22 protein-coding genes and 1 pseudogene are annotated in these 24809 nt (G+C 32.5%); 19 read left to right on the top strand and 4 right to left on the bottom strand.

Features of this window, described 5'->3' with window-relative positions; all coding sequences use genetic code 11:
* From CG11_RS30715 to CG11_RS27250, 10 genes and pseudogenes are all read left to right on the top strand, one after another.
* Window positions 1–246: pseudogene (locus CG11_RS30715) on the top strand (hypothetical protein); the annotation flags it as partial.
* 26 nt (window positions 247–272) lie between these two features.
* Entirely contained in the window at window positions 273–389 is a 117-nt protein-coding gene (locus tag CG11_RS31100; RefSeq protein ID WP_197043999.1) for a tyrosine-type recombinase/integrase, read from the top strand.
* 205 nt (window positions 390–594) lie between these two features.
* The gene (locus tag CG11_RS27290) at window positions 595–1263 is read left to right on the top strand and encodes a hypothetical protein (protein ID WP_052600082.1); all 669 of its coding nucleotides are present in this window, start codon (window positions 595–597) and stop codon (window positions 1261–1263) included.
* A 309-nt stretch (window positions 1264–1572) separates the two neighbouring features.
* Window positions 1573–2835 carry a PD-(D/E)XK nuclease family protein gene (locus CG11_RS27285; protein ID WP_197043998.1) on the top strand — a complete coding sequence of 421 codons (1263 nt, stop codon included), beginning with the start codon at window positions 1573–1575 and terminating at the stop codon, window positions 2833–2835.
* Between the two features lie 250 nt (window positions 2836–3085).
* Window positions 3086–3775: a hypothetical protein gene (locus CG11_RS27280; RefSeq protein ID WP_052600080.1), complete on the top strand. Its 690-nt coding sequence runs from the start codon at window positions 3086–3088 to the stop codon at window positions 3773–3775.
* A gap of 346 nt (window positions 3776–4121) precedes the next feature.
* Window positions 4122–4529, top strand: a complete 408-nt coding sequence (locus CG11_RS27275; RefSeq protein WP_052600079.1) for an RDD family protein — start codon at window positions 4122–4124, stop codon at window positions 4527–4529.
* Between the two features lie 552 nt (window positions 4530–5081).
* The gene (locus tag CG11_RS27265) at window positions 5082–6626 is read left to right on the top strand and encodes a lipopolysaccharide assembly protein LapB (RefSeq protein WP_052600077.1); all 1545 of its coding nucleotides are present in this window, start codon (window positions 5082–5084) and stop codon (window positions 6624–6626) included.
* A gap of 281 nt (window positions 6627–6907) precedes the next feature.
* A complete protein-coding gene (locus CG11_RS27260; RefSeq protein WP_052600076.1) occupies window positions 6908–7945 on the top strand; it encodes a hypothetical protein in 1038 nt (345 codons plus the stop codon).
* A 43-nt stretch (window positions 7946–7988) separates the two neighbouring features.
* Window positions 7989–9515, top strand: a complete 1527-nt coding sequence (locus CG11_RS27255) for a hypothetical protein (RefSeq protein ID WP_052600075.1) — start codon at window positions 7989–7991, stop codon at window positions 9513–9515.
* A gap of 5 nt (window positions 9516–9520) precedes the next feature.
* Window positions 9521–10075 (top strand): GNAT family N-acetyltransferase, encoded by a 555-nt coding sequence (locus tag CG11_RS27250; RefSeq protein ID WP_052600074.1) that lies wholly within the window; start codon window positions 9521–9523, stop codon window positions 10073–10075.
* Between the two features lie 935 nt (window positions 10076–11010).
* Here the strand turns inward: CG11_RS27250 and CG11_RS27245 are convergent.
* Window positions 11011–14580, bottom strand: coding sequence for a T9SS type A sorting domain-containing protein (locus tag CG11_RS27245; protein ID WP_052600073.1), 3570 nt, complete (start codon window positions 14578–14580; stop codon window positions 11011–11013).
* Window positions 14581–15097: 517 nt separating this feature from the next.
* Between CG11_RS27245 and CG11_RS27240 the strand changes: the two genes are divergently transcribed.
* On the top strand, window positions 15098–16261 hold the full coding sequence (locus CG11_RS27240) for a site-specific integrase (protein WP_052600072.1): 1164 nt from the start codon (window positions 15098–15100) through the stop codon (window positions 16259–16261).
* 100 nt (window positions 16262–16361) lie between these two features.
* Window positions 16362–17057 carry a hypothetical protein gene (locus CG11_RS27235; RefSeq protein ID WP_052600071.1) on the top strand — a complete coding sequence of 232 codons (696 nt, stop codon included), beginning with the start codon at window positions 16362–16364 and terminating at the stop codon, window positions 17055–17057.
* 84 nt (window positions 17058–17141) lie between these two features.
* Here CG11_RS27235 and CG11_RS27230 read toward each other — a convergent pair whose 3' ends face one another.
* The gene (locus CG11_RS27230; RefSeq protein WP_052600070.1) at window positions 17142–17699 is read right to left on the bottom strand and encodes a hypothetical protein; all 558 of its coding nucleotides are present in this window, start codon (window positions 17697–17699) and stop codon (window positions 17142–17144) included.
* Between the two features lie 566 nt (window positions 17700–18265).
* On the opposite strand from CG11_RS27230, the gene CG11_RS27225 reads away from it, so the two are divergent.
* The 5 genes from CG11_RS27225 (at window position 18266) to CG11_RS27205 (ending at window position 21678) form a co-directional block, all read left to right on the top strand.
* Window positions 18266–18922 (top strand): DUF4279 domain-containing protein, encoded by a 657-nt coding sequence (locus tag CG11_RS27225; protein WP_052600069.1) that lies wholly within the window; start codon window positions 18266–18268, stop codon window positions 18920–18922.
* 355 nt (window positions 18923–19277) lie between these two features.
* Window positions 19278–19679 (top strand): hypothetical protein, encoded by a 402-nt coding sequence (locus tag CG11_RS27220; RefSeq protein ID WP_052600068.1) that lies wholly within the window; start codon window positions 19278–19280, stop codon window positions 19677–19679.
* A gap of 117 nt (window positions 19680–19796) precedes the next feature.
* Window positions 19797–19991 carry a hypothetical protein gene (locus tag CG11_RS30710; protein ID WP_197043996.1) on the top strand — a complete coding sequence of 65 codons (195 nt, stop codon included), beginning with the start codon at window positions 19797–19799 and terminating at the stop codon, window positions 19989–19991.
* A gap of 286 nt (window positions 19992–20277) precedes the next feature.
* Entirely contained in the window at window positions 20278–21213 is a 936-nt protein-coding gene (locus CG11_RS27210) for a hypothetical protein (protein WP_156039941.1), read from the top strand.
* A gap of 201 nt (window positions 21214–21414) precedes the next feature.
* A complete protein-coding gene (locus CG11_RS27205; RefSeq protein ID WP_052600065.1) occupies window positions 21415–21678 on the top strand; it encodes a hypothetical protein in 264 nt (87 codons plus the stop codon).
* A gap of 167 nt (window positions 21679–21845) precedes the next feature.
* Here CG11_RS27205 and CG11_RS27200 read toward each other — a convergent pair whose 3' ends face one another.
* On the bottom strand, window positions 21846–22205 hold the full coding sequence (locus CG11_RS27200; protein WP_052600064.1) for a helix-turn-helix domain-containing protein: 360 nt from the start codon (window positions 22203–22205) through the stop codon (window positions 21846–21848).
* Between the two features lie 126 nt (window positions 22206–22331).
* On the opposite strand from CG11_RS27200, the gene CG11_RS27195 reads away from it, so the two are divergent.
* Window positions 22332–22919: an NAD(P)H-dependent oxidoreductase gene (locus CG11_RS27195; RefSeq protein WP_052600063.1), complete on the top strand. Its 588-nt coding sequence runs from the start codon at window positions 22332–22334 to the stop codon at window positions 22917–22919.
* 1 nt (window position 22920) lies between these two features.
* Window positions 22921–23439 carry a redoxin domain-containing protein gene (locus CG11_RS27190; protein ID WP_052600062.1) on the top strand — a complete coding sequence of 173 codons (519 nt, stop codon included), beginning with the start codon at window positions 22921–22923 and terminating at the stop codon, window positions 23437–23439.
* A 507-nt stretch (window positions 23440–23946) separates the two neighbouring features.
* Here the strand turns inward: CG11_RS27190 and CG11_RS27185 are convergent.
* Window positions 23947–24795: an alpha/beta fold hydrolase gene (locus CG11_RS27185; RefSeq protein WP_052600061.1), complete on the bottom strand. Its 849-nt coding sequence runs from the start codon at window positions 24793–24795 to the stop codon at window positions 23947–23949.
* Window positions 24796–24809: the final 14 nt, after the last annotated feature.

Below are 24809 nucleotides of genomic sequence, written 5' to 3'. Positions count from 1 at the left end.
TTGGAGAATTATCAAAAGATGGCTCGGGTCTTTCGGGTGGATTTTGTCAATCAGCCTGATCTAGCACTGCAGCCAACTTATGCAGCTCGTATTTTGGTTTATGGCATGATGCAGGGTTCTTTTACGGGGCTTGCTTTGAAGGATTTTATTAATACAAAACGCCAGGACTTTTATAAGGCGAGGCAGGTGGTCAATCGTTTGGATCGGGCTGGGAGGATTGCTGAGTATGGGAAGTTGTTGACTTGAATTGAAAAAAACGAACTATATATACATTGAGACATAGTTCTACCACCCATTTATTGGAAAGAGGCGTCAATTTAAGATATATTCAAACCTTACTAGGACATAATTCCATTAAAACTACTGAAATTTTATACTCATATCTCTAAACAAAATTTAAAAAAAATTGCTAGTCCTTTAGATTTTTTAATAATTTAGGATATCTCTTTTTTAGAAATAAACACAATAGACTATTGCGTTTAGCAAGTAGTTATGCGGAATTATCATAAACTCAGTTTAGCAAAATTCAAATATTATTATTACCTTTCTTAATCTTGATTTTAGATAAAAATGGTAAATAAGACCTCTTGCTAAATGAAAAATCATATCCCACTAAGAAGATCTCAAAGAAACGAAATATTCGCAATTATTAAAGAGACAAAGTTTTCTCCTACTGACTTTGAATTCATTGAAAACTCAAATCAAAGTGCTGTTATAGAATATAAAAAAGAAAAGTCTAGGTATTTCTATTTTAAACTTATAAACCAAGCCGATGGAAAAGTTGACTGTACGTGTAGTCCAGGCCAGAAAGAATGGAAAGATAACTATTCTGCAAAAGACATCAATCATGCTATAAAAATCATAAAACTCTGGATAGATTGGCTTGCTAGTGAAACAATCGTTCCCGATGAATGGGAAAACTTAAAAGAACAGGTTGGGAAAGTAAATATGAACATCCCTGATTCCGATGAACCGTTTACTCCTGATGAAATTTTAAAATTATCAGAGGCTGTTAAAGAAATCAAGAAAATGATAAATGAAACCTCACTTTCTGAATTTCAAAAAACTGAATTATCTAAAGATTTAGACGAAAGTGTTGAAAAAGCCAATAGTGAAAAGTTTACAAAAAAAGACTGGAAAATGTTATTCATTGGGTTATTCTTATCTAATGCCACAAGATTGGCTATTGATGAAAGTACATTTCATGCTATTTGGTCTTTTACAGTAGAAATATTCAGCAGTCTACCTCCCTTACTAAATTAAACCTTTGCCTAATAAAATAAAACTCCGCATAACAATGCGCCGATACGACCATGCTAGATATGGGGCTAAAGCTAAAACCTCGGCTTTTGTGAGACACCGCAAAATCGTAGATTTTGCTCAAGGGAATGCTTATATTCATTGCGCATAACATTCGCACAGGCGTATGCGCTGCCGTTATCGATAATTTCCCTCTCCCAAAACTTAGATAGTGAACTACAAGGTAAAAAGCTAAAAATCCACTATATTCATCAAAAGTTAAAAAAATTGATTTGCAACAATACATTGATTCGTTTAATCAATATGAAAAACATGAATTCAAAAGCATACACAGAACTTTTAGATTTTTCCGATGAAATATTCAACTTCCTAAAGTTGAAAACGAAAAACAAGTCCTTTGATTACAATATCTTAGAATCCTTAAAAGTTAATGAAAATGCTCACAGCATAATTCTGTCCAACATCCTCCAATACCAAGACTTTGGCTTCTACACCTTTCTAAAATCTTTCTTTGAGTATCTATCTCTAGATCTAAAAGTAGAAACGCCGATTATTACATCAGAAGAGAGCAGAATAGATATTCTAATAAAAGATTCAGACTATGCTGTAATAATAGAAAATAAAATTCATTTTGCAACTGACCAAGAAGAGCAAATTGATAGATACATACAAAAGGTTCAACAGCTCAATTATCCAAAAGAAAAAATCTATGTTCTTTATCTTACCAGAAATGGAGGCTCTCCTCCTATTTCGAGTTTTTCAACGAAAAACAGAAAAATATTTGAATCTCGTTATTTCGAAATAAACTACATGAAAGACATTTTCCCATGGATAAAAGATGAAGTATTACAGAAATGTAGGATAAAAGATAAAATTTTTGTTAACTCATTAACTCTTTATTTAGACTATCTTGAGAGGCTTCTAAACATTAGAAAAAAAGACAAAAAAATGAATAGTGAAATAAAAAATAAAATCAAAGAAAAGTTAAGCTTGAAAGGTAATTTAAAAGAAGATGAGATTATTCTTTCAGAAAAACTTGAACAATTATCTCTGTTAACAAACCATATCAATGATTTGCTATATTCAATTACTGCAAAATTACGTAAAAATTTTATTGAGGACTTATATCAAAAATTAAACTCTCAAGGCAATGATTGGGTCCCTGTCAAACTTGTAAACAAAAAAGCAACTATTGAAGATGCAAATCATAAAAACTTTGGTTTCAGGTATCAAAAACACCTACTTCTACATAACCAAACAGAAGTAAAACTTTCAATTGAAATTCAAGATTTTAGAAAATTCATATGTGGTGTTTTTACTCATAACGATAGTGATTTAAAAGACTTTTTATATGCAAAATTTGAAGAAACGAAGCTTCAAAATAGAATAGACTCTTCCAGTAATTGGATCTTTTTAAAGTTAGATGAGTATGATTACAACTCAACAAAAATTGGTTGGAATGTATATGAAAATAGTTGGAATCAATTCTATATAGATGATATGTCTGGAGTTGTAAATACTTTTTATGATAATATATTAGAAGTTAAGAAGGTATGGGATGAACTCTGTAAATAAATGATTTGGAATCAAAATAATGACTATCGATAACAAAGCGCATATGGCTATCCTAGCAGGTTGGGCTAAAGAAAAAGGCAGAGCGTATGTCTAACACCGCAAAATCACAGATTTTGCTAGTACCACGAAGAAAAAATTACTAGCAAAATCTGTGATTTTGCTTCGGGAAAAGCTATATTGTTCAGCGCATAGCTTCTAGCACATCATATGCGCAGCCGTTATGCTCAATTGAACCCCACAAAACTCTAAAATGAATCGTTTAATTTACATCTTCTTCCTAATAGTTATTCAATTCAATATATCTCTAGCCCAATCAAAAGATATTGTCCTCATAATTGACACTATCGTTTTCCAAAATTCTAATCCAGGATTATCTTTTATCATAAATATTAAAAACCAAGGTTTTGGAGGATTCGGAGAAAGGATTGAAGAGTATGTATTAGCGGAAAGAAGACCTATGTATTACTCCAGGCTTAAAATCGAAAGTGATTCTGCAGAAATTGAAATACCATTAAACAAAGATGGAAGCTTCATCTCCTTAAAAAATAGCTTTTACTTTGAAGAAGATACAATCCATATTAAAAAATTTATCCAAAGAAATAGCTGTGTAAATGATACGACCTATATGAAAAAGAAATACTATAAATCAATAAATGGAGTATCAGATGAAAAATATTATCGATTAGAAAGAAAAGTACTAATTGATAAAAAGAAGAGATGTAAGCCTCCTAAAAAAGACTCACTATTCCTCACCATCAATCAAATAAAATATGAAGTAAAACTTAATCTGATAAAAGACTCGCTTCCCCAAATTATTTCTGGACATGGTTATAAACCTAAAAAATACAGGAAAACTAAAAAAGGAAAAGGTATCTATTTTCATTATCACAAAAGCACTCTCAGCTATTATGAACATGGCAAAATAGTATTAAAAAACTGAGCATAACAATGTGCACAGAGCAATAGCGAGTTTCGTGCTTAGCCATGAAGCTTATCTTTTACTTCTGGGGTCGCAAAATCTGTGATTTTGCGGAAGTCATCTGAAGCAAGATATCCGCAAAATCACAGATTTTGCTATATTGTGGGAGCTTGACGAAAGAGCGCTGCCCTTTCGCTACTGTCTATGCACTGCCGTTATCGACAAGCAAAACAAAAATTCTAAGCTATGAAAAAACATATAATAGAAAATCAATAAATTGTTTATCTCTAAAGCTAGCAAAAAATTGTATCAAGAATGAAAGTGTTTTGCTACAATCCTCTGAAAAAAAACTTAAAGCACATAAAACATGAAAGAAACTTCTAAAAAGAAACGCCTTATAAACTTTATAATCGATGTTTTTACTATTCTTCTCCTCTTAGAAACTACTCTTTATTTAGAAGTTTTTTGGGGGGCTGAAAGATTTTGGGGAATATTAAGATTGGCTCTTGTTTTTGGTGGTTATTACATACCGCTTGAGTATCTTTTTGGAAAAACTGTTGGCAAATATTTTACTAATTCGGAAGTAGTTAATTATGACGGAAGCAAAATTAGTATAAAAACTGCAACAATTAGATTCCTATGTAGGTGGATTCCATTAGAATTTACATCCTTAGCCTTAGGCTATGATTCTAAAGCTTGGCATGATACAATTTCAAAAACTTATGTTATTGATTCTGAAACATGCGATACTTCCCAAATATTGGACAAATTTTAGTGTAGATTAAGATGTTGTATCTTTATTTTTTTGGCAAGGGGAAAATTCTAGTAATATTGCTCGTTCTTGAAAAACTTCTATTCCCTCCCCCGTTTTTAAATTTGTGTGAAATTGTTACAAAATTTCTTCGTTTTTCTATCTTATTTTTTGCTTTTTTGTGCCCTAAAACTTTGGAAAAAACACTAAGGCAAATTACAAAAAAACTACCCCATAATTCTAAAACGTAGCTTTAAAAAAGCTTAAGCACAGTGAAATAAGATTAAAAGTGGAGTCATTATTTATTGAGAATTGCCTAAACTAATCCAATGGAACAATTATTATAAGAAGCCAGTCGATAACAAGGCGCATATATTCATGCCACGTTCCAGGAACAGCTTTATAAGAATGAACGCATGTAAAGCACCGCAAAATCTATGATTTTGCCACTAGACGAAAATAAAATTTACTGGCAAAATCATAGATTTTGCTCGGGGAACGACTATATTTAGTGGTGCATGACTTGTGTCACGCTATATGCGCAAGCCGTTGTCTTCAATAAAATCTAAAATTACCATGATCAAAAATATTATCTTAGTATTATTCTGTTCAATTTCCACAAACTCTTATTCCCAAAATTTATTGGATAGTCTTAATAATATTGCTTGTAATTGTCTATCAAAAATAACCTATGATAACAAAAATTTAGATAGAGATTCTCTCACCAATCAAGTGAATAAGTGTTTTAAACTAAAAGAAGTCCAGTATTTATATAAGAAAGTGATGGATAAGAAAAAAACAAGTCTTATATATGATACAAATCAAGAGCAAAAAATTATAGATTATGGTCTTAATATAACCACTGAACTAAAAAAAGATTGTGAAGCATTTAACATCATTTCGGGATTCATGAATTATCCATTAAATCTTCCGCCTGTCATGGAAGAAAATGATAATTGCCAAAAATATTTTACTGGATTATATAAATTAGAATCTTCTATTGCATTCTTAAATGACTCTATTTTAGTAGAAGTAAATGAAATAGACCAATCTATAGTCTATTTCAAACTAAACTCTCAAGAGGTTTGTATTAAAGTTGCAGATTATATAAAATCTGTCGGTACAATACCTCAATTTAAAGAGGGAGATAGAATGCAACTGTTTATCACAAAAATAGATTCTACCACACTAAATCTTGAATGTGCCTATAAAGGGGTTATTATACCTTTAGATTATAAAAAAATTAATAACATTGATGATTTTCATACTTTCTTCCTTTATCTCATAAAAGCAGAGCAATATGATTTAGCTAAAAAGATTATAAAAGTCCTACTATTAAGTGATTCTAATAATCCTGAATATTTATTTATTATGGCTAAAATTGATTACGAGATAGATAAATATAAGGCTTACAAAACAATAGAAGAAATACTATCTATTGAATCTAACCTTACTTCGTTAGGTGAAAAAATAAGCACCTATTATGTCGTAAAAAAAGAGAAAGAAAAAGCCCTTGAAATACTTGATAGACTTATTGAGCTTGACAATTCAAAAAGCAGCCCTAAATTATTAAAAGGCAAACTATATTTTCACTTACAAGAATATAGAACCTCAGAAAAAATACTTCATCAAATATTAAAACAATTCCCAAATCTTATTGATGCATATATTTTTCAAGCCCTAAACTATAAGTTTCTAAAAGAAGGAGATAAATTAGTTGAAACGTGTACAAAAGCTATTTCTGTAGATTCCAGTAATTCAATTCCTCTAGATATTATTTCGTTTCATTATTTGGAAAATAACAAGCCAGACTCAGCAATATTCTTCTTTAATAAAATAATAAACTTGCAACCTGACGATGCTACAATCGGTAGAGCATATAATAATCGGGCCTATGCAAAATATCAATTAGGTGAGTATGATAAAGCCATAGATGATATAAAAGAATCATTAGCTTATTTCCCAAATAATTGTTATACATACAAGAATTTAGCATTAATTCAGATTGCTCAAAATAAAAAAGAAACAGCATGCATTAATCTGAATAAAGCTTTAGAACTTGGATTTACAGAATTATATGGAGATGAAGTCCAGATATTGTTAAAAAATAATTGCAAATAAATACTGAAGACAACACGGCGTTATATGTCAATAATACAGTTCAGGGCTAAAGCTAAAGTTCAAGTGGCGTGTCTAACACCGCAAAATCGCAGATTTTGCTCTTGGGAATACTTATATTTCTGTTCGCATAACTTGTGGCACGTTATATAGCCAGACATTATGCTCAATTCAACAAAATTGCGACCTCAGGAATAAAAGCCATAGGAATTCAACACCCATTGCAATAAATATACATATATTGGTGTTTTGTATATTTTATTGAATCATAAACCAATTTTTTCATGAAAAAAAAGTTCAAAGATGTTAATAGTATAAAAGGCTTTAAACATCCTCAATATAGAAAGTTATTGAGGGAGTTTTTAGGCAAAAATACAGGGGGAATTTGTGAGTTTATTTTAAAATTGGATGCAGAGTTTAAGGAGACAGATCCCATGCCTTTTGTATACTTGGGAGAAACGCCTCAAAGTTGGAAAAACTTTAAAAAAGAACAAAAAGCAGAAAAAACGTTTGTAGCTGGGCGTTGTTTTGTTGAGCCTTTAGGCGAGGGATTTACGATCAAAATGTTGCCAGAAGTGGGCAAAGGTGCCAAAGATAGTACCATCAAAGCAGTAAATAAAGAACTCAAAAAATCAAACATCTATATTGAGTTTGTTAGTGAATTGCCTGATTTAAAGACGGTCTCTGCTGAAGCTGCTACGGCTAGCCAAGTACCAGAAGAAGCTCCATTAGAAATGATTGAAAATGGCATAGAGAAATATGCCAAACTCTATGTTCAGCCCCAAAAAAATAAGGAAAAAGTAGAAGAAAAAGATCAAGCACTAAAGCGTTTAAAACGTCTATGTCGTCAATGGAGAGCTGCCCATGCCAACGGAGCTGCTCAGAGTGAGAAACATGCTAAAATTGAAAAGACGGTTCAACAGTTTGAAGCCTTTTTCGAGAAGCGGAAAAAAGCAAAAGAAGGGGATGAAAGTGAGGTGGATGGTCTAAAAGCAAGGGAAGAAAAGCTCTATGCTAGAACATTAAAACACAGAAATGGCTTTTATCAATCGCTCTCTAGCGGGGATATTCGGGATGTTTCTATTATTGAAAACCATCTGGAGGATATGAAAGAGCGAATTAGTGAATGGACCAAATTTGTCAAAGAACACAATAAGTCGGAGTTTGGGGAGATACTCAAACAAATGGTAGCGGATTATAAAGAAGCTAGCAAGACCTTTAATCAGATTAAGGGAGTATTGGAACAATTCTTTAATCAAGTAGAGGGAAGCAACCTAGAAAATGCTACCCAATTGGCTGCTCAAATAGAGGAGAAACTATAATCCAACTTATTTTATTCAAAGGCAAATTAAAACCAAGATATAAATGCAAAATAATGATATAAATTTTTCGGAGGCAATTAGAGATATGATAAGGCATCAATTAGAGTCTATCACAGGAGCTAATGCGACTAATTTATTAAAGGTAGATCCTAAAACAAAAAAAAATAAAATAAAGGGCGTTTATCAAGAATTAATGATTCTTAAAGCGAAGATAGAGTCAATAATAGAGGTAGAGACAAGAACAGGGCTTTTAGACCGTTGGACGTTATTAGAAAATAGATATTTGGCATTGTGTGAAGCATTTATTCAAATAGGAAACTTAAGAAGTTTAAGAGAGGTTTTTGACCCATCAAAGGAGCAAATGCAAGCAATTCAAGGTAATGAAAGAGCTTCTGATTTGATGAATAGTTTGCGAGGGGTCTATAACGATTTGAATAAGTTAATTGAAGCTTATAATGACTATTATCGTGACCATATTATTGGTCGTTTTGATGATATAAAATGTGAAATGTGTATTGACGAAGCTAATGCCACTTATGTTGGTCTTTTAGATGGAGAATGGGTAGAATACAGGAGGGAGGCAGATGACACGATTACCTTCATAGCTCAGATATATGATTACAATAGAACCCAATCTTATAAAGAAGACGCTAAGCAACGTTTTGGAGAGGAGATCGACAGTAGCACCGCAGAAGATGCTGAATTAGTCGAAAACCGAATGGATGAGGTTGAGCGGGATATGATTGAAAAAATGGGTGATTTAAAAACATTCCCTCATGATGGTAAACACTTAAGAAAAAAGGATGGCTCAACAGGTATTTTAAAATCTGCCAAAGTAGATTCTTCCAATGGTGGAGCTGCAAAGTATGACTCGACAGATCCTATTGAGGTCAGAAAATTGGAACATTATGCTCGTACTTATGGTTGGGTGACAGCAGGCAATGAAAATATACATAAATTTCCGTTTGTTGTTGGCGCAGATAGGGGAGAAGAGACACAATGTGTGCGTATAGATGGAGATCATGGGCATCCTATTGTTGAGGATGATTCAACGATTAATACAGCTTTTTTATCTTATCTAAAGAAGGATTGGGAACATCAAGATACCCAAAAAAGTGAAGAAAGGCAAGAGGAGTTTAAGCGCTATATGAAGCGTATTGGATATGGAGGGTTATTTTTTAAATGGAAAAATTTTACTTGGGATTCGGCCATTGATGTTAATGGGGAATCGTTTATCGTTGGATCGGCTAGTGGGGAAGGATTGAATTGCCTTATTGATTCTATTCGTATTGCACTTGGTTTAAATACCTCCGCAGAGCGAATTGCTGAAATTCGACAGGCTTTGATTGATGCTGGCTTGGCGCAAGCAAATCAGTTTTTGTATAATGATCAGCGAGTTCTAGAAGAAATTTTAGTAGCGTTAAATCAAGATCCTAATGATGTGAATATCTTTTTTACACAGGGAAATTTAATGGATAATTGGACGTATAATTTTGGTGGGGGAACAACCATTTATATCCACAATGCCAATAATGTTCATTTTAGTCCAATGAGTAAAAATGATGCTTAGGAAAAATGCTTTATGAGGTTTATTTAAAAAAACTACAAGTGCAAACAGATGCTGAGCATCTATATCACCTTATTGCCACTTCTCAAACTGTACTAGAGGAGTGGCTTCCTTCTTGGGGCAAGATAGCTTCTATTGCTGCTTCAAAAGAGCATATTGCCCAGCATGAACAAAGTGATTTTTATTGGGGAGAAGAGCAGTATGGCATTTGGTTAAACCAACAACTCATTGGGCAAGTTAGTTTGCATAGTGGACAAATGGAAAATCAAACGGTCAAATTATCTTATTTTTTGGGGATAGGAGCACAGGGGAAAGGCTATATGACAAGGGCTTGTTCTTTGCTTATTTCCAAGGTCTTTGAAGAAGAAAAAATCCAGTCTGTTATCATTGAATGTGAGCCAAGTAATATTTCTAGCCAAAAACTAGCTAAGCGACTAGGATTTGAATGTTTGTCTTCTCATTCAGAGATCGTCTTATTTATAGTCCATCAGTCAGATTGGATCGTCCAGAAACATATTTCTTTGTACTTTCTTTGGTTTTTAGATGTAGAGGAGTCTTGTTGATAAATATCCATGTATGAAAAGCTTTATTTTTAAGATGAAGCCAGCAGCTGTACTTTACTTAAACCAGCTAGAGAAAGGGCTTTTTTATTTTGAATTTGATGTTGCTCTTAAACCTTTATATTTAAATTTCAAAGGCTATTTTTAAATGCAAAAATATACCAGAGGATTTGCCTACTGGCAATTAGCTATTTTAACATTAGCTGATGGACATCCTCTGAGATTCACTACTAAATATAAAAATGTAATGAAGTTGTTTTCTGATTTTAACATAAATCATTTCTCCAACTCATATGAAAAACTCCGTATTGATGGAAAATAGAGTAATAAAGCAGCAAAATATGCGCTATTACACATTTGTTATCATAAAAGCCAAAGCTTTATCAATTAAAATACGGGTAAAAATTATAAAAAAACAGGCTACAACAATTAGCGATCAAAATTAAGTGGGTCCATGAGACCCCACTAATTTTATCGTGTTGTTGCACTGAACACCCCGAGTACAGTTCGTAAAATAGCTCTTGTGTAATTTCAATAAATTAGCGCTTAGTCGCCCATTGTTCTAGAAGGCTCTTTTTTTGAAAAATAGATCCAATTCCATCCTTATTGATATCTTTTTTGCCATATTCATCGCTCTTTGGTTCTTGGTAAAATCATGTTTCCCCCCTTTTTCTTCCCATAAGGATATAGATAGCCCTCCTTGTTTATAGACAAGGTTTTTTAGAGTAGTCTACCAACTAACTTTTAAGAATTACTATCAAAAAGATGATTTTTTAGGAGCTTTCTTGCAATATTAATAAAAGATCTAACTACGAACTTATATTTTATTAAACCACGAATAATAACCGAACTTATAATGCCCCCAAATTTGAGAATAGTTACTAAAAAGGAGTCATACCTTCAAGACAAGACTCCTTCTGTATTGTAACTATTACTAATTAAAATTTTAGCACTTTTAAAATGATTTCTTCGTTATTATCCAAAACTACTTTTATAAAATAAAAACCTTGTCTACCCTCAATATTTAATTGAGTTGATTTTAATGATGAGAGTTTTTTTATCATTACCTGTTTTCCTGTAACATCCAAGATTTCAATAATTAGGTCATCATACTTTTTATCAAAAACTATATTAAATCCACCTTCAGTAGGATTAGGAAAAAGTACAACTTTATCGGTAGTTTTTTGCATGAATGATTGTGAACTTGTAATGACAACATTTATACATTCTGATGTATCAGAACAACCATTTACTTCTATAATAACTGCATAATAACCATTTGATAATGGCGTAAATAGTTGATTTGTTTCTCCAGGAATAGGAAGATTACCATTCTGACAATCTATCCATTGGTAATTATAGTTTCCTGTAGCTGCTAATAGTGAAATACCTGATTGAGTAACTAGAGTATCAATAACAGGTGGCAAAAGCAAATCAATTGATACAATACTATCACATCCCAAACTATTTGTTATTGTATCACTATATGCCCCTGGTATTGTATAGATATTTCCACTTGGTCCTGTAAAATAGGTTCCTTCACATAATGTACTTGATATATTTGCTGTTGTTACCGCAGATTGAACATTAAATAAAATAATACTATCACACCCTAAGCTATTTGTTATTGTATCATTATATATACCTGGAGTTCTGTATATGTTACCACTTGGTGCTATAAAACTATCACACATATCTACAAATATATTATTACTTGTAGTCTCTAATTTTGTAAAATCAATTGATATAATACTATCACACCCTAAACTGTTTGTTATTGTATCATTATATATACCTGTTGTTCCAAGTAAACTACCACTAGGAGTCATAAAACTATCACATTGACTAAGTGTAATACGACTATTAGTTGGAGGCAAAATAGACAAATTTAGATAAACAGTACTATCGCACCCTTCTAATGTTTGATAGATATGTAAATATGTACCTGTAGTATCATAACTGTTATTATTATATATATAGCTAGAACAAGACGAAATATTAATTATAGAGGAATAGACAGGCAAAGTATCCAATATGATATTATGTACAGTATTAGTAATTATTGGGTCATTAAAATCAAAATAAATCGCAGCACTATTACTTAATAGAGTACTATTAGGTATTGTTTGTAGTGGATAAACTTCAAAAATAATAAATCCATGACTATTGTTTTCATTAGTTGTAGAGTCTGGCAAATTAATCTTTTGAAATTCAAATCTTAAAACATTTCCTGGTAATACATGAGTAACTAATTTGGGATGACTTTTTCCTACTATCCGAACAGAATTTACATCCAATGCCCCTGAAAGAGTATCTAAGATGTTTATATCTATGGCAGGTGCATTCCCCGTATTTTGAAATTGAATAGTATATGTTAATTTTTTGTTTTTTTGCACATAACCAGAATTACAAAGACCTTTAGGGTAAACTCCTTTCGTGTTGGGATCGTAACTGTTCACCACATCGAAAGAATATTTTTTGTTATTATTGGTAACATCATTATCACCTAATTCAGGGCTCATTTTCAACAAAAGGCATATGTTATCACTTATTTGAGCATTTGTAGATGTCGTTACAAAAATCTCTGGTTGGAGGTGGGATGAATCATACATCAATGCATTAAAATTCCAAATTAATGTGTCACCATGAATAAAATCAGGGTTTATTGACGCACTATCGTAATTAACTAAAGGACTTAAAACTAACGATAACTGCCCATTTACAGGTTGACAACCATCATTAAATGCATCTAGCCAAATAGTTGTTGCCTGTCCTGGACGAAATCCTGTAGCTACCAAATTAGCATTTAAATCAAACAATGTAGACGTTGTTAATGAAGGACCATTCAATAGAACAGAACTAGTTCGGATGCACCCTAATCCATCCTCAACGGTCACAGTATAAACACCAGGAGTACTTATGGATAGTACTGAATCTACAGTTATAGCAGTAGTATTCCAAGTATAAATATGAGGCGCTACAGAACCTAATGCCTTAAATTGGATTAAGCCTAAATTTCCACAGGTAGCATCAATAATTGTATCTATAACTAGTCCCATACTTGAACAACTATCCTGAAGTATTTTCCCTATCGCAATATCATCACCTCCAGAACTAGAGATAGAAATATTTGTACCATCATTTTTAGGCCAATAAGTTCTACGCCTATAAAATCCGTTAGTATACAAAGTAGCATCACTGCCAATTGTCATATCCGTAGAGTAATAATAATCGACAGAACGAATATGTTGTACCCAAACAAAGTTTCCATTAGGATCTAATTTTTGAATAAAACCATCTGAGCCATAACTATTAAACCCATTATACCAAACTAAATTATATACTCCATAACTTGGGTCAAAATCGACTGTTTGGCGAAAAGAGCCTGCGGTGTAAATATATTCTGCAGAATCGACGACTATAGAGCTTGCAATATCATCTCCTACTCCTCCAAACGATCTTCCCCAGACAAAATTTCCGTTAACGTCTAGTTTTAGTATAAATATATCTTTCCCACCTTTAGCTGTCTGAACACTTGGTATTATTCCTGTGGGATTTAGATTCGTACTAGTATGAAAAGTCCCAACTGTGTAAATTTCTCCTGACTCATTAGCAACTATTGAAGGATTATCATTATTTACATTATAAGTTCCTGTTCCTTGGCTAAAATGATGCACCCAATTGTAGCCACCTATTGAATCTAGTTTTAATATAAAATAATCTACATTAATTGCTGTTATATTTTGAACTCCTACTCCTGGATCAAAATCTTTTGTACCTGAAAATTTCCCTAAAAGGAATATATTATCAGATCTATCTGTTGTAGTAGATATAATATCTAAACTCCCCACCTCATGAACATCATTAACATCACCATTCGGGGTAAGTTTTAATATAAATGAAGTAGCCCCAACATTATTTACACTAGGTCCAAAATCGAAATCAACTGTATCCGTTATTTCTCCCGAAACAATAATATTACCTTCAGTATCTAAAGTTACAGTTGGATTATATTGGTTGCCTAAGCTCGCTAATGCTTCCGCCCATAGAAAATTCCCATTAGAGTCTAATTTTTGAATAAAAATATTATTTACATTACTTCCCGAAGTAAGGTTATGCACCCCTGCTCCTGGATCAAAATCTTTTGTACCTTTAAAAAGACCAACACTTACGACATTTCCTTCAGAAGACACAGCCATATCAACAACTTCTAAGTCTGCTAATGAAATAGCTATACTTTTTGTCCAAATAATATTTTTATCATTATCTGATTTTGTAAGGACAAAACCATTTAAATTAGTTGCTCCTGCTCCTCCTGTATTATAATAAGTTGAATTGTGATAAATATTATTTGCTGTATAAATATTATCATGAGAATCTGTCCCTATAGCAACAGAATATTCACCATGAGCTCCTGAGCCTCCTAATCTAGCTACCCATTCAAAATGTTGGGCTATAACTATATTCTGAATTAATAAAAAAAATAATATAATATAGATTTGTTTCATGAGTTAAATATTAATGAAGATGTTTAAAATATTATTAGCTTTTAACAAGTTTATTTATGCCAATTTTACTCACAAAAATATTATTTTAAATAATGAACAACGAATACGGATAAAAAATAATACACAATATGCATCTTTATGTATTAAGAAATCCACCTACAAATACCTAATATTAAAGCCTATTAACAGCATGTTACTTTAGTACAAAAAGGAGATTTATTTTTTGCCCTACTTTAGTACCCGAAATAAAACAATTTTCTTATCTTATTCGTTCACAGAGTGATATAAAATGCATTACTCATACTGTTGTGGGCGCTACTCAGACTGTCAAAAGTCTACATTTAGCAGTATAAAACATAGGCTATATCGCTGTTTCAGCCGTTTAATGCTGCTTTTGTTTTTTGTTCGCTTTTCTCTCTTTTACATCTGTTAACATCTGTTTACAGGGCTTTTTGTTCTTCGTTTGTTCACCAAATAGAAGGCTTTTTCCGTAGCTTTCTATAAAAAAGAACAAACTATGATTCAATTTTCTGTTGTCCACAACTACAAAAACAAACTCCGAAAGAACGGAACTGGACTGATTCAAATCAGAGCTTACACAAAAGGCCAATGTAAATTCTTCTCTACTGGAATTTACGTTACCCCCTTTCAATGGAGCAAACGACTCAAGCAAGTTATTGATCATCCCAACACTTTTCAATACAATGCTGAAATTAGAAGACAAATTAATGCACTAGAAGCCTTTGCTTTGGATTGCATCAAAAAGAACGGCGTCATTACTATTAACCAGGTAGAAGATTTCTTTCGTTATGAAGATGTAGAGTCTTTTACTGACTTTTGGCGTTGCGAACTTGCTGCAGATACCAAACTATCTAAAGAAACGAAGGGGAAACACAAAGCTGCGCTCAATCATTGGACTGACTTTCGAAAAGATGTTCAATTCTCAGAATTGAATTTTAACTTGATTCACGATTTTGATACCTTCTTATATAAAAAGAATTTGCACACCAATACCGTATTCACACATCACAAACAAGTACGCAAATACATTAATTTGGCTATTAGTAAAGGAAGTTTTGAAGCGCATAAAAATCCATACTTAAAATTTAAGCCTAAAACGGTCGCTACTGAGCGCCTAGTATTGGTCTGGGAGGAAGTCGAGCGCCTAGAAGCCTTGAGTTTTTCTCCCAAAGAGTCTTATCTGGAGTTAATTCGAGATATGTTTTTGTTTTCTTGTTATACAGGTTTGCGTTTTTCAGATGCTTGTAATATTCAACACCAAAACATTGAACAGGAAAAAGAAGGTCTGCTCCTAAACATCATTGCCCAAAAGACAGGCAAGCAACTTTTACTTCCTTTGTACAAATTGCACTTGAAGAAACCTGAGCAGCTCATCCAAAAACATTTGATTTCTGGCGCAGCTCCTCATGTCCTAGTTTTTCATCAATATACCAATCAATATTTTAATCAAACGTTGAAATTGTTGGCGGCTCGTGCTGGGATTAATAAGGCAATTAGCAGCCATGTGGCTCGGCATACCTTTGCGACTCATTTAGCTTCTAAAATTCCATTACATGTTCTGAAGTCGATTTTACAGCATTCTAAGATTGAAACAACTATGATTTATTTGCACCTTTCCAATAAGGTGGTGAATGATGCTTTGGATGGGGTGGATTGGTAAAACTCATCTTTTAGGGTAGGTTAAATTTATCCTAAGTAGGGTAGCTTTATTCTTTTTCACAGCTACCCTAACTATTTTTGTCCACCTAAATAATAAATCTATGTTAATTATTATACTTCTTATGTCTTTGATGTTGTCTATCAATACTGTAACGGTAGGACAATCCACTAAAGTAGGAATTATTGATACTGCTTACGTCAATAAAAATATAGTATTGCAAACATGGATAAAAGAAGATTTACAAAGCCTTGTCGATTACCTAGAGGATTCTGTTCTTCTCCCTCAACGTAAAGAAATAGAAGATTTTTATCAAGATGTTTTAGAACAGAGTGATAGATGTGATTTGGGGGATCCTTTTCTCTTAGTTGATTTAGAACGTCAACTCCAGGAGTGGCAAATAACCTTTAACTCTTTGCTTCGGGCGTGTGATACTACCTTGATAAACTATGAGAAAAAATTGCTCAAGATAAAAGAGGATAAACTAAAACAAGCTGTTAATGCTTTGGTTGATGAAAATGAATTAGAATATATCGTTTATTCTGAAGGTCTGTTATTTTCTAATATTGAAGTAGATAAATATCATTTCTCAGCTCAGATTTCCATAAGACTGAATAATAACTTGGACTACGATGAATGGGAGCAAATGTCAACTGTTTTAAAGGATGAACTTATACAGAATTTGCATTCAAAAGGACACTTTTTATCTGTTAAAACCAGGCTATCCGACATTTATACTTATGCCTTACTTACAAAAATGTTCTTTGTTTTATGCCATTTCTACAATTCACCTAGATAAGCAAAAAGTAGGCAGTCCTCAATATTACGATAACCTAAAATCAAAACAACCATGATTGACCTACACCATCTGAATAATATAATACTAATATTTAACACTTACATTTATAGTATTTGACTCCAAAACATCCCTAAAATAATGAAGTGTAAACTCATACTCTCCTTTCTTTTTTCCTATCCAATTTAATTCTACTCTTCTTTTAAAGGTACTTCCTGGCATTATATCTATTTGCTCAGTATACTTTTTATACATCTTATACACTCCTGGATCCATATAATAAGACATAGTGAATTTATGCCATAGATAATCACCATTTTTCTCTTTTACAGAGATATTGAGGCTTAACGGAATTTTATTTTTAGCATAATTAAAGTTATACCAATAAGCTGTCCGATGTGAATCTGTTGGATTGTGAAATGTTATATCCAAAAAAGTAAGAGAATCATTTTCAGGAATGTATTCTTCGATTTTCAATACTAATCCTTTTGCTTCTTTTACATTAATCTTTATAGCTCTTTGGCGCTCTGTGCTATGCTCCCCAATATAGCAGGAATTCAATATTCCTGTGATGAGAATCAGTGGTGAAAAACGAATGATTTGGGAAAGGTTGATTGCTATGATATATATAATGGCTTTTTTCATGGTAGATAAGGTTTATAACTCAATATCAAAAATATCAAATTATTGCCAATTTTAACATACTTTTTCAGTCTAAAAAAATAAAGGATAAGCTTCAATGAAACTTACCCTCTATTATCTAAAATTAAGCTTAACGACTACTTTCGAGTTAATTTCAAATAATTTACTTTTGCAACAACTTCCTCTCCTTTCTCATTCGTGTATTTCATTTCTGCTAGGTGGCGACTGTCATCCAGACCAACAACAATGCCTTCTATTGAAATTCCTACAAAAAAGCAGCTTAATCCATAAGTTTCGATTATTATAAAATCCCGATAGAACAACTAAAAGCTCTAAATAAGGATTCCTCCTAATAAATGAAAATCTGTACATAACAATATGTTTATGTTCATGGGGGGCAGGGAATACCCTAAAATTCAGTCTTTGCTCTTGGGGGCGAAAAATCACAGATTTTTCGAAAAGCGTCAAAAAATTTATCCGCAAAATCTGTGATTTTGCTATATTGAGTACAGAATACGGGCGGGTTTTGCCCTTCTCTATGCCATAGACACTCACGTTCTGCTCAATAAATGAAAAAAGAAAACCAATATATCGAAAAGGCTATTGAGGAAATTCTCAATCCAAAATTTGAGACTACAAAGCAGTATCTCAAAGTCTGCGAAATAAAAATGGAGAGTGGAAAGCCGAAAGTCGCCAGAGTAAATGAAAATTTTTTCGAGAATAAAGTAGTAGTTTATATCGAAGTAAAAGACGAAAGATATTTCATAGAAATCCATTTAACGAAAGAACCCGAAATAGAAGTGGAATTCGTTTGGACAGAATCGGGACATAGAGTTTACCTGACGGCAACATCAGAAAAACTGTCATTTAAAGAACTTTCAAAATTCATTAGAGAGTTTAAGCCATTACAGGGTTGGTCAAAAGGAGATTTTAGAAAGAATGGAAAATTAAAATACGATTTCAGCCGAGTAAATTTCGAGCCGATAAAGAATGAAGCCTATGGGTTAGACGAAAAATTGGAATTGCTTCTTGATGAATTGGAAAAGGATATTGAAGGAGTTCTAAAACTTAGTGAAAATTCAAATGCATATATTTCAGTTTGCCGACATCAATACATAAGTGGAAATGCAGGAGTTGGATTTGAAATTGAGACAATAAATAGGTTGAATAAATTGAATTTAGGAATTGATATTGATACCTATATAATTGGAAATGAAATTAAATAAAAAGAAAAAATACTAAGCAGAACAACTGTATGTGTTCATGTCGGGTAAAAGCCCGCCACGAACATACACAAGACCGCTGTGCATCATTAAAAGCTAAAATTTCATGAAACCCTTTTTTAAACTTATGATTTTGCAATATCTAAATTATTATACAAAGCAAAAGAATATCCAAATGCTATATACCACCTACAACAAACAGTTGAAAAACTTTCTAAATCTTTTGGTTTATTAAATGGATTTATTGATGTAGAAAATTTTGAAAAGAAGATTTCTCACAATTCCGAAAAAATCTTCAAAAACCCTGTCTGAGAGCATCAGGGAGAACTAAAGAAATCAATAAAATGAAACCTTAAATATGAGAAATATAACAATTTTTTTAAATGTATTGATCCTACTAATATCATGCTCTAAAAAGAAAACTATTTCTAAGATTGGATACAAGGTTATTCAATATAAAAAAACTCTTTCATTTGATTTTACAGATGAAAGAGCGCACGTTTCAGGCTTCGTGGATTTTGTTATTGGAGAAACACTTCATGAATTAAAAATTAAAGACTCCCTTCGTTTGGAAGTAAAGCTTCCTGGACAAAATATTGTTATAAACTATCCTTATACAAAAAAACAAATACATAAAAATAGAGAGTTACATGAAAGCAAAGACAGTGCTTATATTAAAACTACAAGGTTTATCTTGGATAGTTTATCTGCTACTGAACTTGAAACTATAAGCCTTTTTGTTAAAAGTAATTACGAATAATTTGAACAAAAATATAGACTCCCTAATCTACCAAAGAAAATTCTTCCTATTACTCTTAGCTGCTTTCAAGAAAGGTTTGGACTCTCAACTGATGCATATTATCGGCTTCTAATGCTCATGATTTCAGAGAATATTCGTATAATTTATAGACCTAAAAATCCAATGCCTGAAGATGACAAAAAAAATCAATTAGGTATTTATTGGAACATAAAAAAACTCCTGTTGCTCTCATTTCCAAAACCTGACATAAAAGAAATAGAAGATAGTTATCTAAAGTATTTTGATAATTGGAAAATAAAGCAAGAACAGTAAAAAGAAATGAGAGTAGCCAACAATGTGTATATTTTTATGGTACGAATCGAGAATAAGCCTACAAGAATGAACGCATGTACAACACCGCAGAATCGCAGATTTTGCCACTAGATGAAAATAAAATTTACTGGCAAAATCTATGATTTTGCTTCAGGGATTAGCTACATTTAACAGCGCATAGCTTTCCGCACATCACATATACCAATGTTGCCTGTAAGCAAAATAGCCTGATTTATAAGAAATGTCACCTTCCTCAAGAAAGTGTGTTACTTTTAATAAAAAACCTATGAGCCTGAAAATTCCACTTCTATTCTTACTTACTTCGTGTATTTTTATACACATATCTTGCACGACTAGTGAAAAACATAATAATTCAGATGTGTTTAGAATTCCAGTTATCATAAACTCTGCACAACATCCTAAACCTGTTAAAAAGATATTCAAAGAAGATCAAATCACTTATGCGCGTCCTTTTCTATTTGGAATATATTCATTTAAAGATACTGTTGATATAAATAAAAAGTACTTTGATGAAAATATTAAAATTACTGATAAAAATAGAGATAGCTTAATCTATTCCTGGGGCTATTTCTCGCATGGAGATGACATAAAATATAAAGTATATGATACTGTAGATGTAAATGGGATTGATATCATCCCAAATTATTCTCAAGATGTATTTTTTAAAAAAGATTATGGCAGTCCAGATTCAATTTTATTTCCATATTACCCTGTCTATCTTGTTAATTACTCTCAAAGCCCAAAGTTGATTCGGGGAAAAGAGGGATATACCTATGGGATTCAGGAAGCATTTGATACAACTCAAGGAAATGATTGCTGGTATCCTATTGAAAGAGATGCAAACTTTGGTTGTGGAAATGGAGCTTTTGCAATTTTATTAAAACCAAAAGAATTTGCTATTGCCCTTTTCCAAAAATATGAAGGTTCACAAAAAACTAAAATGAGGGTTCGATTTAAGGCAAAGGAAAATCTTTATGTCAGTAAATCTTTTGAGGGAATCATAAATCCAAAGCAGTTCAATCTAAAAGACTCATTCTTGTTACGTGATTTAACAAATGCAAATAATCAGTTAAACATATTTACATCACAATTCTACCTTAGTCTTCCTAAAACATTCATTGAGTTGCAAAACGAATACTATGAAAAAAACAAGACAAAAATTATTGACTCTATGCGAAATGTAACAGGTCCTCTTGAATAAAAATGCTAGCAGGCAACAAAGTGTACAGAGCCATGCGAGAAAAAAGTACAATTTATACGGTTAACACATGTATAACACCGAAAAATCGCAGGTTTTGCTTTGAGATTAGTTATATCCATAGCGTACAGGGATAGACAGTCGTATTGTGGCTAATTAAAACTTGCCGAAAATGCAACATAAAAAAGATCTTCCTTGATATTTATGAAAACTTTACTAAACGATACCCTACTTTTTACAGTACTATCAGTCTTTTTAGGTTGCACAAATACTAGAATAACATCAAACTCTATTTTAGGTGATTACAGATATACTGTTTTTACACATCACAAGCAGGGTAGAAAATACATCAATTGGGGCATTAAAAACGACTTGTTTGATTTGGACTTATCGAATAAGTTGGTCAATGATGCTTGGGATGAGGGATTGGTAGGTTGTAACAAAATAAGTTGCTCTGTTGTTGGGTGACTTGTTTTGTTTTTAAGAACCCGTGTATACTCCGTGACAGAAGTCATGGAAATATAAATATAGTTGTTCTCTGAGCAAAACCTAAGGTTTTGCATTGTAATACATGCGTTTATTCTTCTAAGGTTATTCCCACAACGTGGCATAAAAACATGCACATTTATACGCTTTTATATTTCTATTATTCTACATTTTTCAAAGTTTATATCTGGATAACTTAATTCTGTCCAAGCGCTCAACATCTTTAGAGCAGGTAATAAGCCTTTTGCTTTTTTAGATAATGAATATTCAACACGAGGAGGTATCTCTGCAAATGATTTTCGATTAATTAATCCATCAGCCTCTAACTCTTTTAGTTGACTTGTAAGAACTTTTTTAGAAATAGTAGGAACTAATGCATACAATTTCCCAAATCGTAGAGGACCATTAGATAGTAAATATATAATAATGGGCTTCCATTTATTTCCAATGATATTCATTGTATGTACAAGAGTACACAAATTGGGGTTGTCAATATATTTTCGTGCCATAAGTTACTTTTAGGTTACCACTTCTTAGGTAGAGTTTTTAAACAATAGTTTCTAAAGTAAACTATTATTAGTTCCTTTATGAAATAAATGTAATGATTTTATAATAGAACTAGAAAAATCTTTAAAATGAAAAATGTATTTATTATCAATGGACATCAAAAATATCCTTTTTCAGAAGGTAAATTGAATGCAAGTTTGACAGAGAGGGCGGAGCTTTTTTTTAAGGAAATGGATTGTGAGGTACAAATAACGAGAATGGAAGATAGTTATAATGTTACTGAGGAGATTGATAAATTTAAGTGGGCTGATTTAGTATTTTTCCAGACTCCATTAAACTGGATGGGAGTAAGTTGGTCTTTTAAAAAGTATATCGATGAAGTTTTTTCAATGGGGATGATGGGCGAAATGTCAGAGGGAGATGGGAGAAGTAAAGCTGCTCCAAAAAAGAATTATGGAATGGGGGGGAAGTTGGAAGGAAAATATATGATTTCTGTTACTGCTAATGCTCCGAAAGAGGCATTTAACAACCCAGAAGAGTCTTTTTTTGGAGGAATGAGTGAGGACGATTTACTTCAACCAATGCATCTAAATTTTAAATGGTTTGGTTTAGAACCACTTCCAACATTTATGGCTTATGATGTAATGAAAAACCCAGCAATTGAAAACGATTTTAAACGTTTTGATTCTCATTTAGAAAATTCTTTTAAAAAATAGGATGATGCGACCAACACCGAAACAAAAAGCCCCAAGATTAAATTTTCCTTTAATTGATGGAGAGAAATGGAGTTTAGAAGAGCAGAAGAGTGAGAATTTTACATTGATAGTTTTTTACAGGGGGCTACATTGCCCATTGTGCAAGAAATATTTAGAAACATTAGAGAGTCTTTTACCTGAGTTTGAAAGTAGAGGAGTTGAGGTAGTAGCAGTAAGTATGGACACTAAAAAAAGAGCCTCCTTTTCAAGGCAAAACTGGGAAATATTTAATCTTCATTTGGGATATAATTTGAGCGAAGAGATGGCAAAGAACTGGGGGCTTTATCTAAGTCAAGGGGTAAAACAGGGCGAACCAGAAGTATTTAGTGAACCAGGTTTATTTTTAATTGATAATAAAAAGCACGTGTATTATGTAGGAATTAATAGCAATCCATGGGGACGACCATATCTTCCAACATTTATAAAAGCAGTAGATTATATTATATCTTCTGAATATCCAGCTCGTGGTGAAATCTTATAAAGGGGGGATATGCCTTGGAAAAGGAGGGTAAAGAAGCTAAGGTTGTGCAAAATCAAGCTCAGAAACATGCATTGGAGCAATGCTATTGAAGCTTGTTGAGAATGGGAATGCAAATATAAAGATGGCTTTTATTTGAATGGCCAATGTCAAAGTGATCCTATTGTTACTTCTTATGGTCAAATATTGAGGTCTAACTACCACGACGTGAATGGTTAGTCTATGCTCTCTTACTGATATAGAGGTTGCCTTTGGTAATAGAGGGCAACCTTTTGTTTTGCAATATGCTAAGGTTCAAACACAAATTTGTTGAAATTACACAGAGGCTATTTTACCAACTGTATTTCTAGTGTTTAGTGCAACAACACTAGAAAATTAGTGGTATCCTATGGTTAGTATAAAAACAGTAGCGGATATAAACGCTCTTATTTTTAGGTTAGTAAGATACTTAATTCAACATAAAAACGGTTCGGAAATAATCCCAAACCGCTATTCTTTTTATACAATGTTCTATGTTGTTTTTTCTTGACGACATAAAAACCTTTCAACTTGCCCGCCAAATTCATCTGGTAGTTGATGATGAAAAGCATGAGCAGCATTTGAATACAGAATTAATTGGCTATTAGGTATTTGTTTATACAGTAGAAAAGAATTTTTACTTGAAAAAGCTATATCTTCCTTTGCTCCAGCAACTAGAACTGGTTGGGAAATCGATTTTATTTTTTCAAAGTAATTTTTTTCACTAGAAAAGTAATTTTTAGTGGCTGTTCCCTGAGCAATCCAAGTTTCTGGTTGTGTTGGCTTAACTTTAGTCAAGTAGTTATCAATACGGGATAGTGATTCTTTAGTAGCATGTAAACCTTTTTGATCATCTGTAAAAAACACAGTTTGATGATGTTCAGGTTTCATATTGTAAACTTTAGTGGCCACATTCAAAAAGCGTTCTGTAGGATATTCAGTGTGTTCACTAGCGCCTAATCCAGTACCTACTAAAACCACCTTTTGAACAATTTTGGGATAATTCAAAACAAAAGCTTGGACTACGAGACCTCCCATGCTCCAACCGAGTAAGTTCACTTTATCATATCCTAAGAAGATAATAAATTCATACGCTATTTCAGCCATGCCTTCTATTGAATTTGGACTTGTACCAGAAGAGTTTCCAACACCAAGATTATCAAAGACGATAACTTTATTTTTTTTTGCAAGCCTTGTTATAAAGGCAGGATCCCAATCGTTAATTGTCCCTCGAAATCGATTGAAAAGTATTAGCGGTTGTCCATTTCCAAAGGTACGATATGCTATCGTTTCATTTTTAATAATTGCGAATTTAATTTCGCTTTTTAGGATTTCATTCATTTTTTCGAATTTTA

The organism is Aureispira sp. CCB-QB1 (genome assembly GCF_000724545.1).
GTDB lineage: Bacteria > Bacteroidota > Bacteroidia > Chitinophagales > Saprospiraceae > Aureispira.
This window is presented reverse-complemented; position numbering and strand designations above follow the sequence as displayed.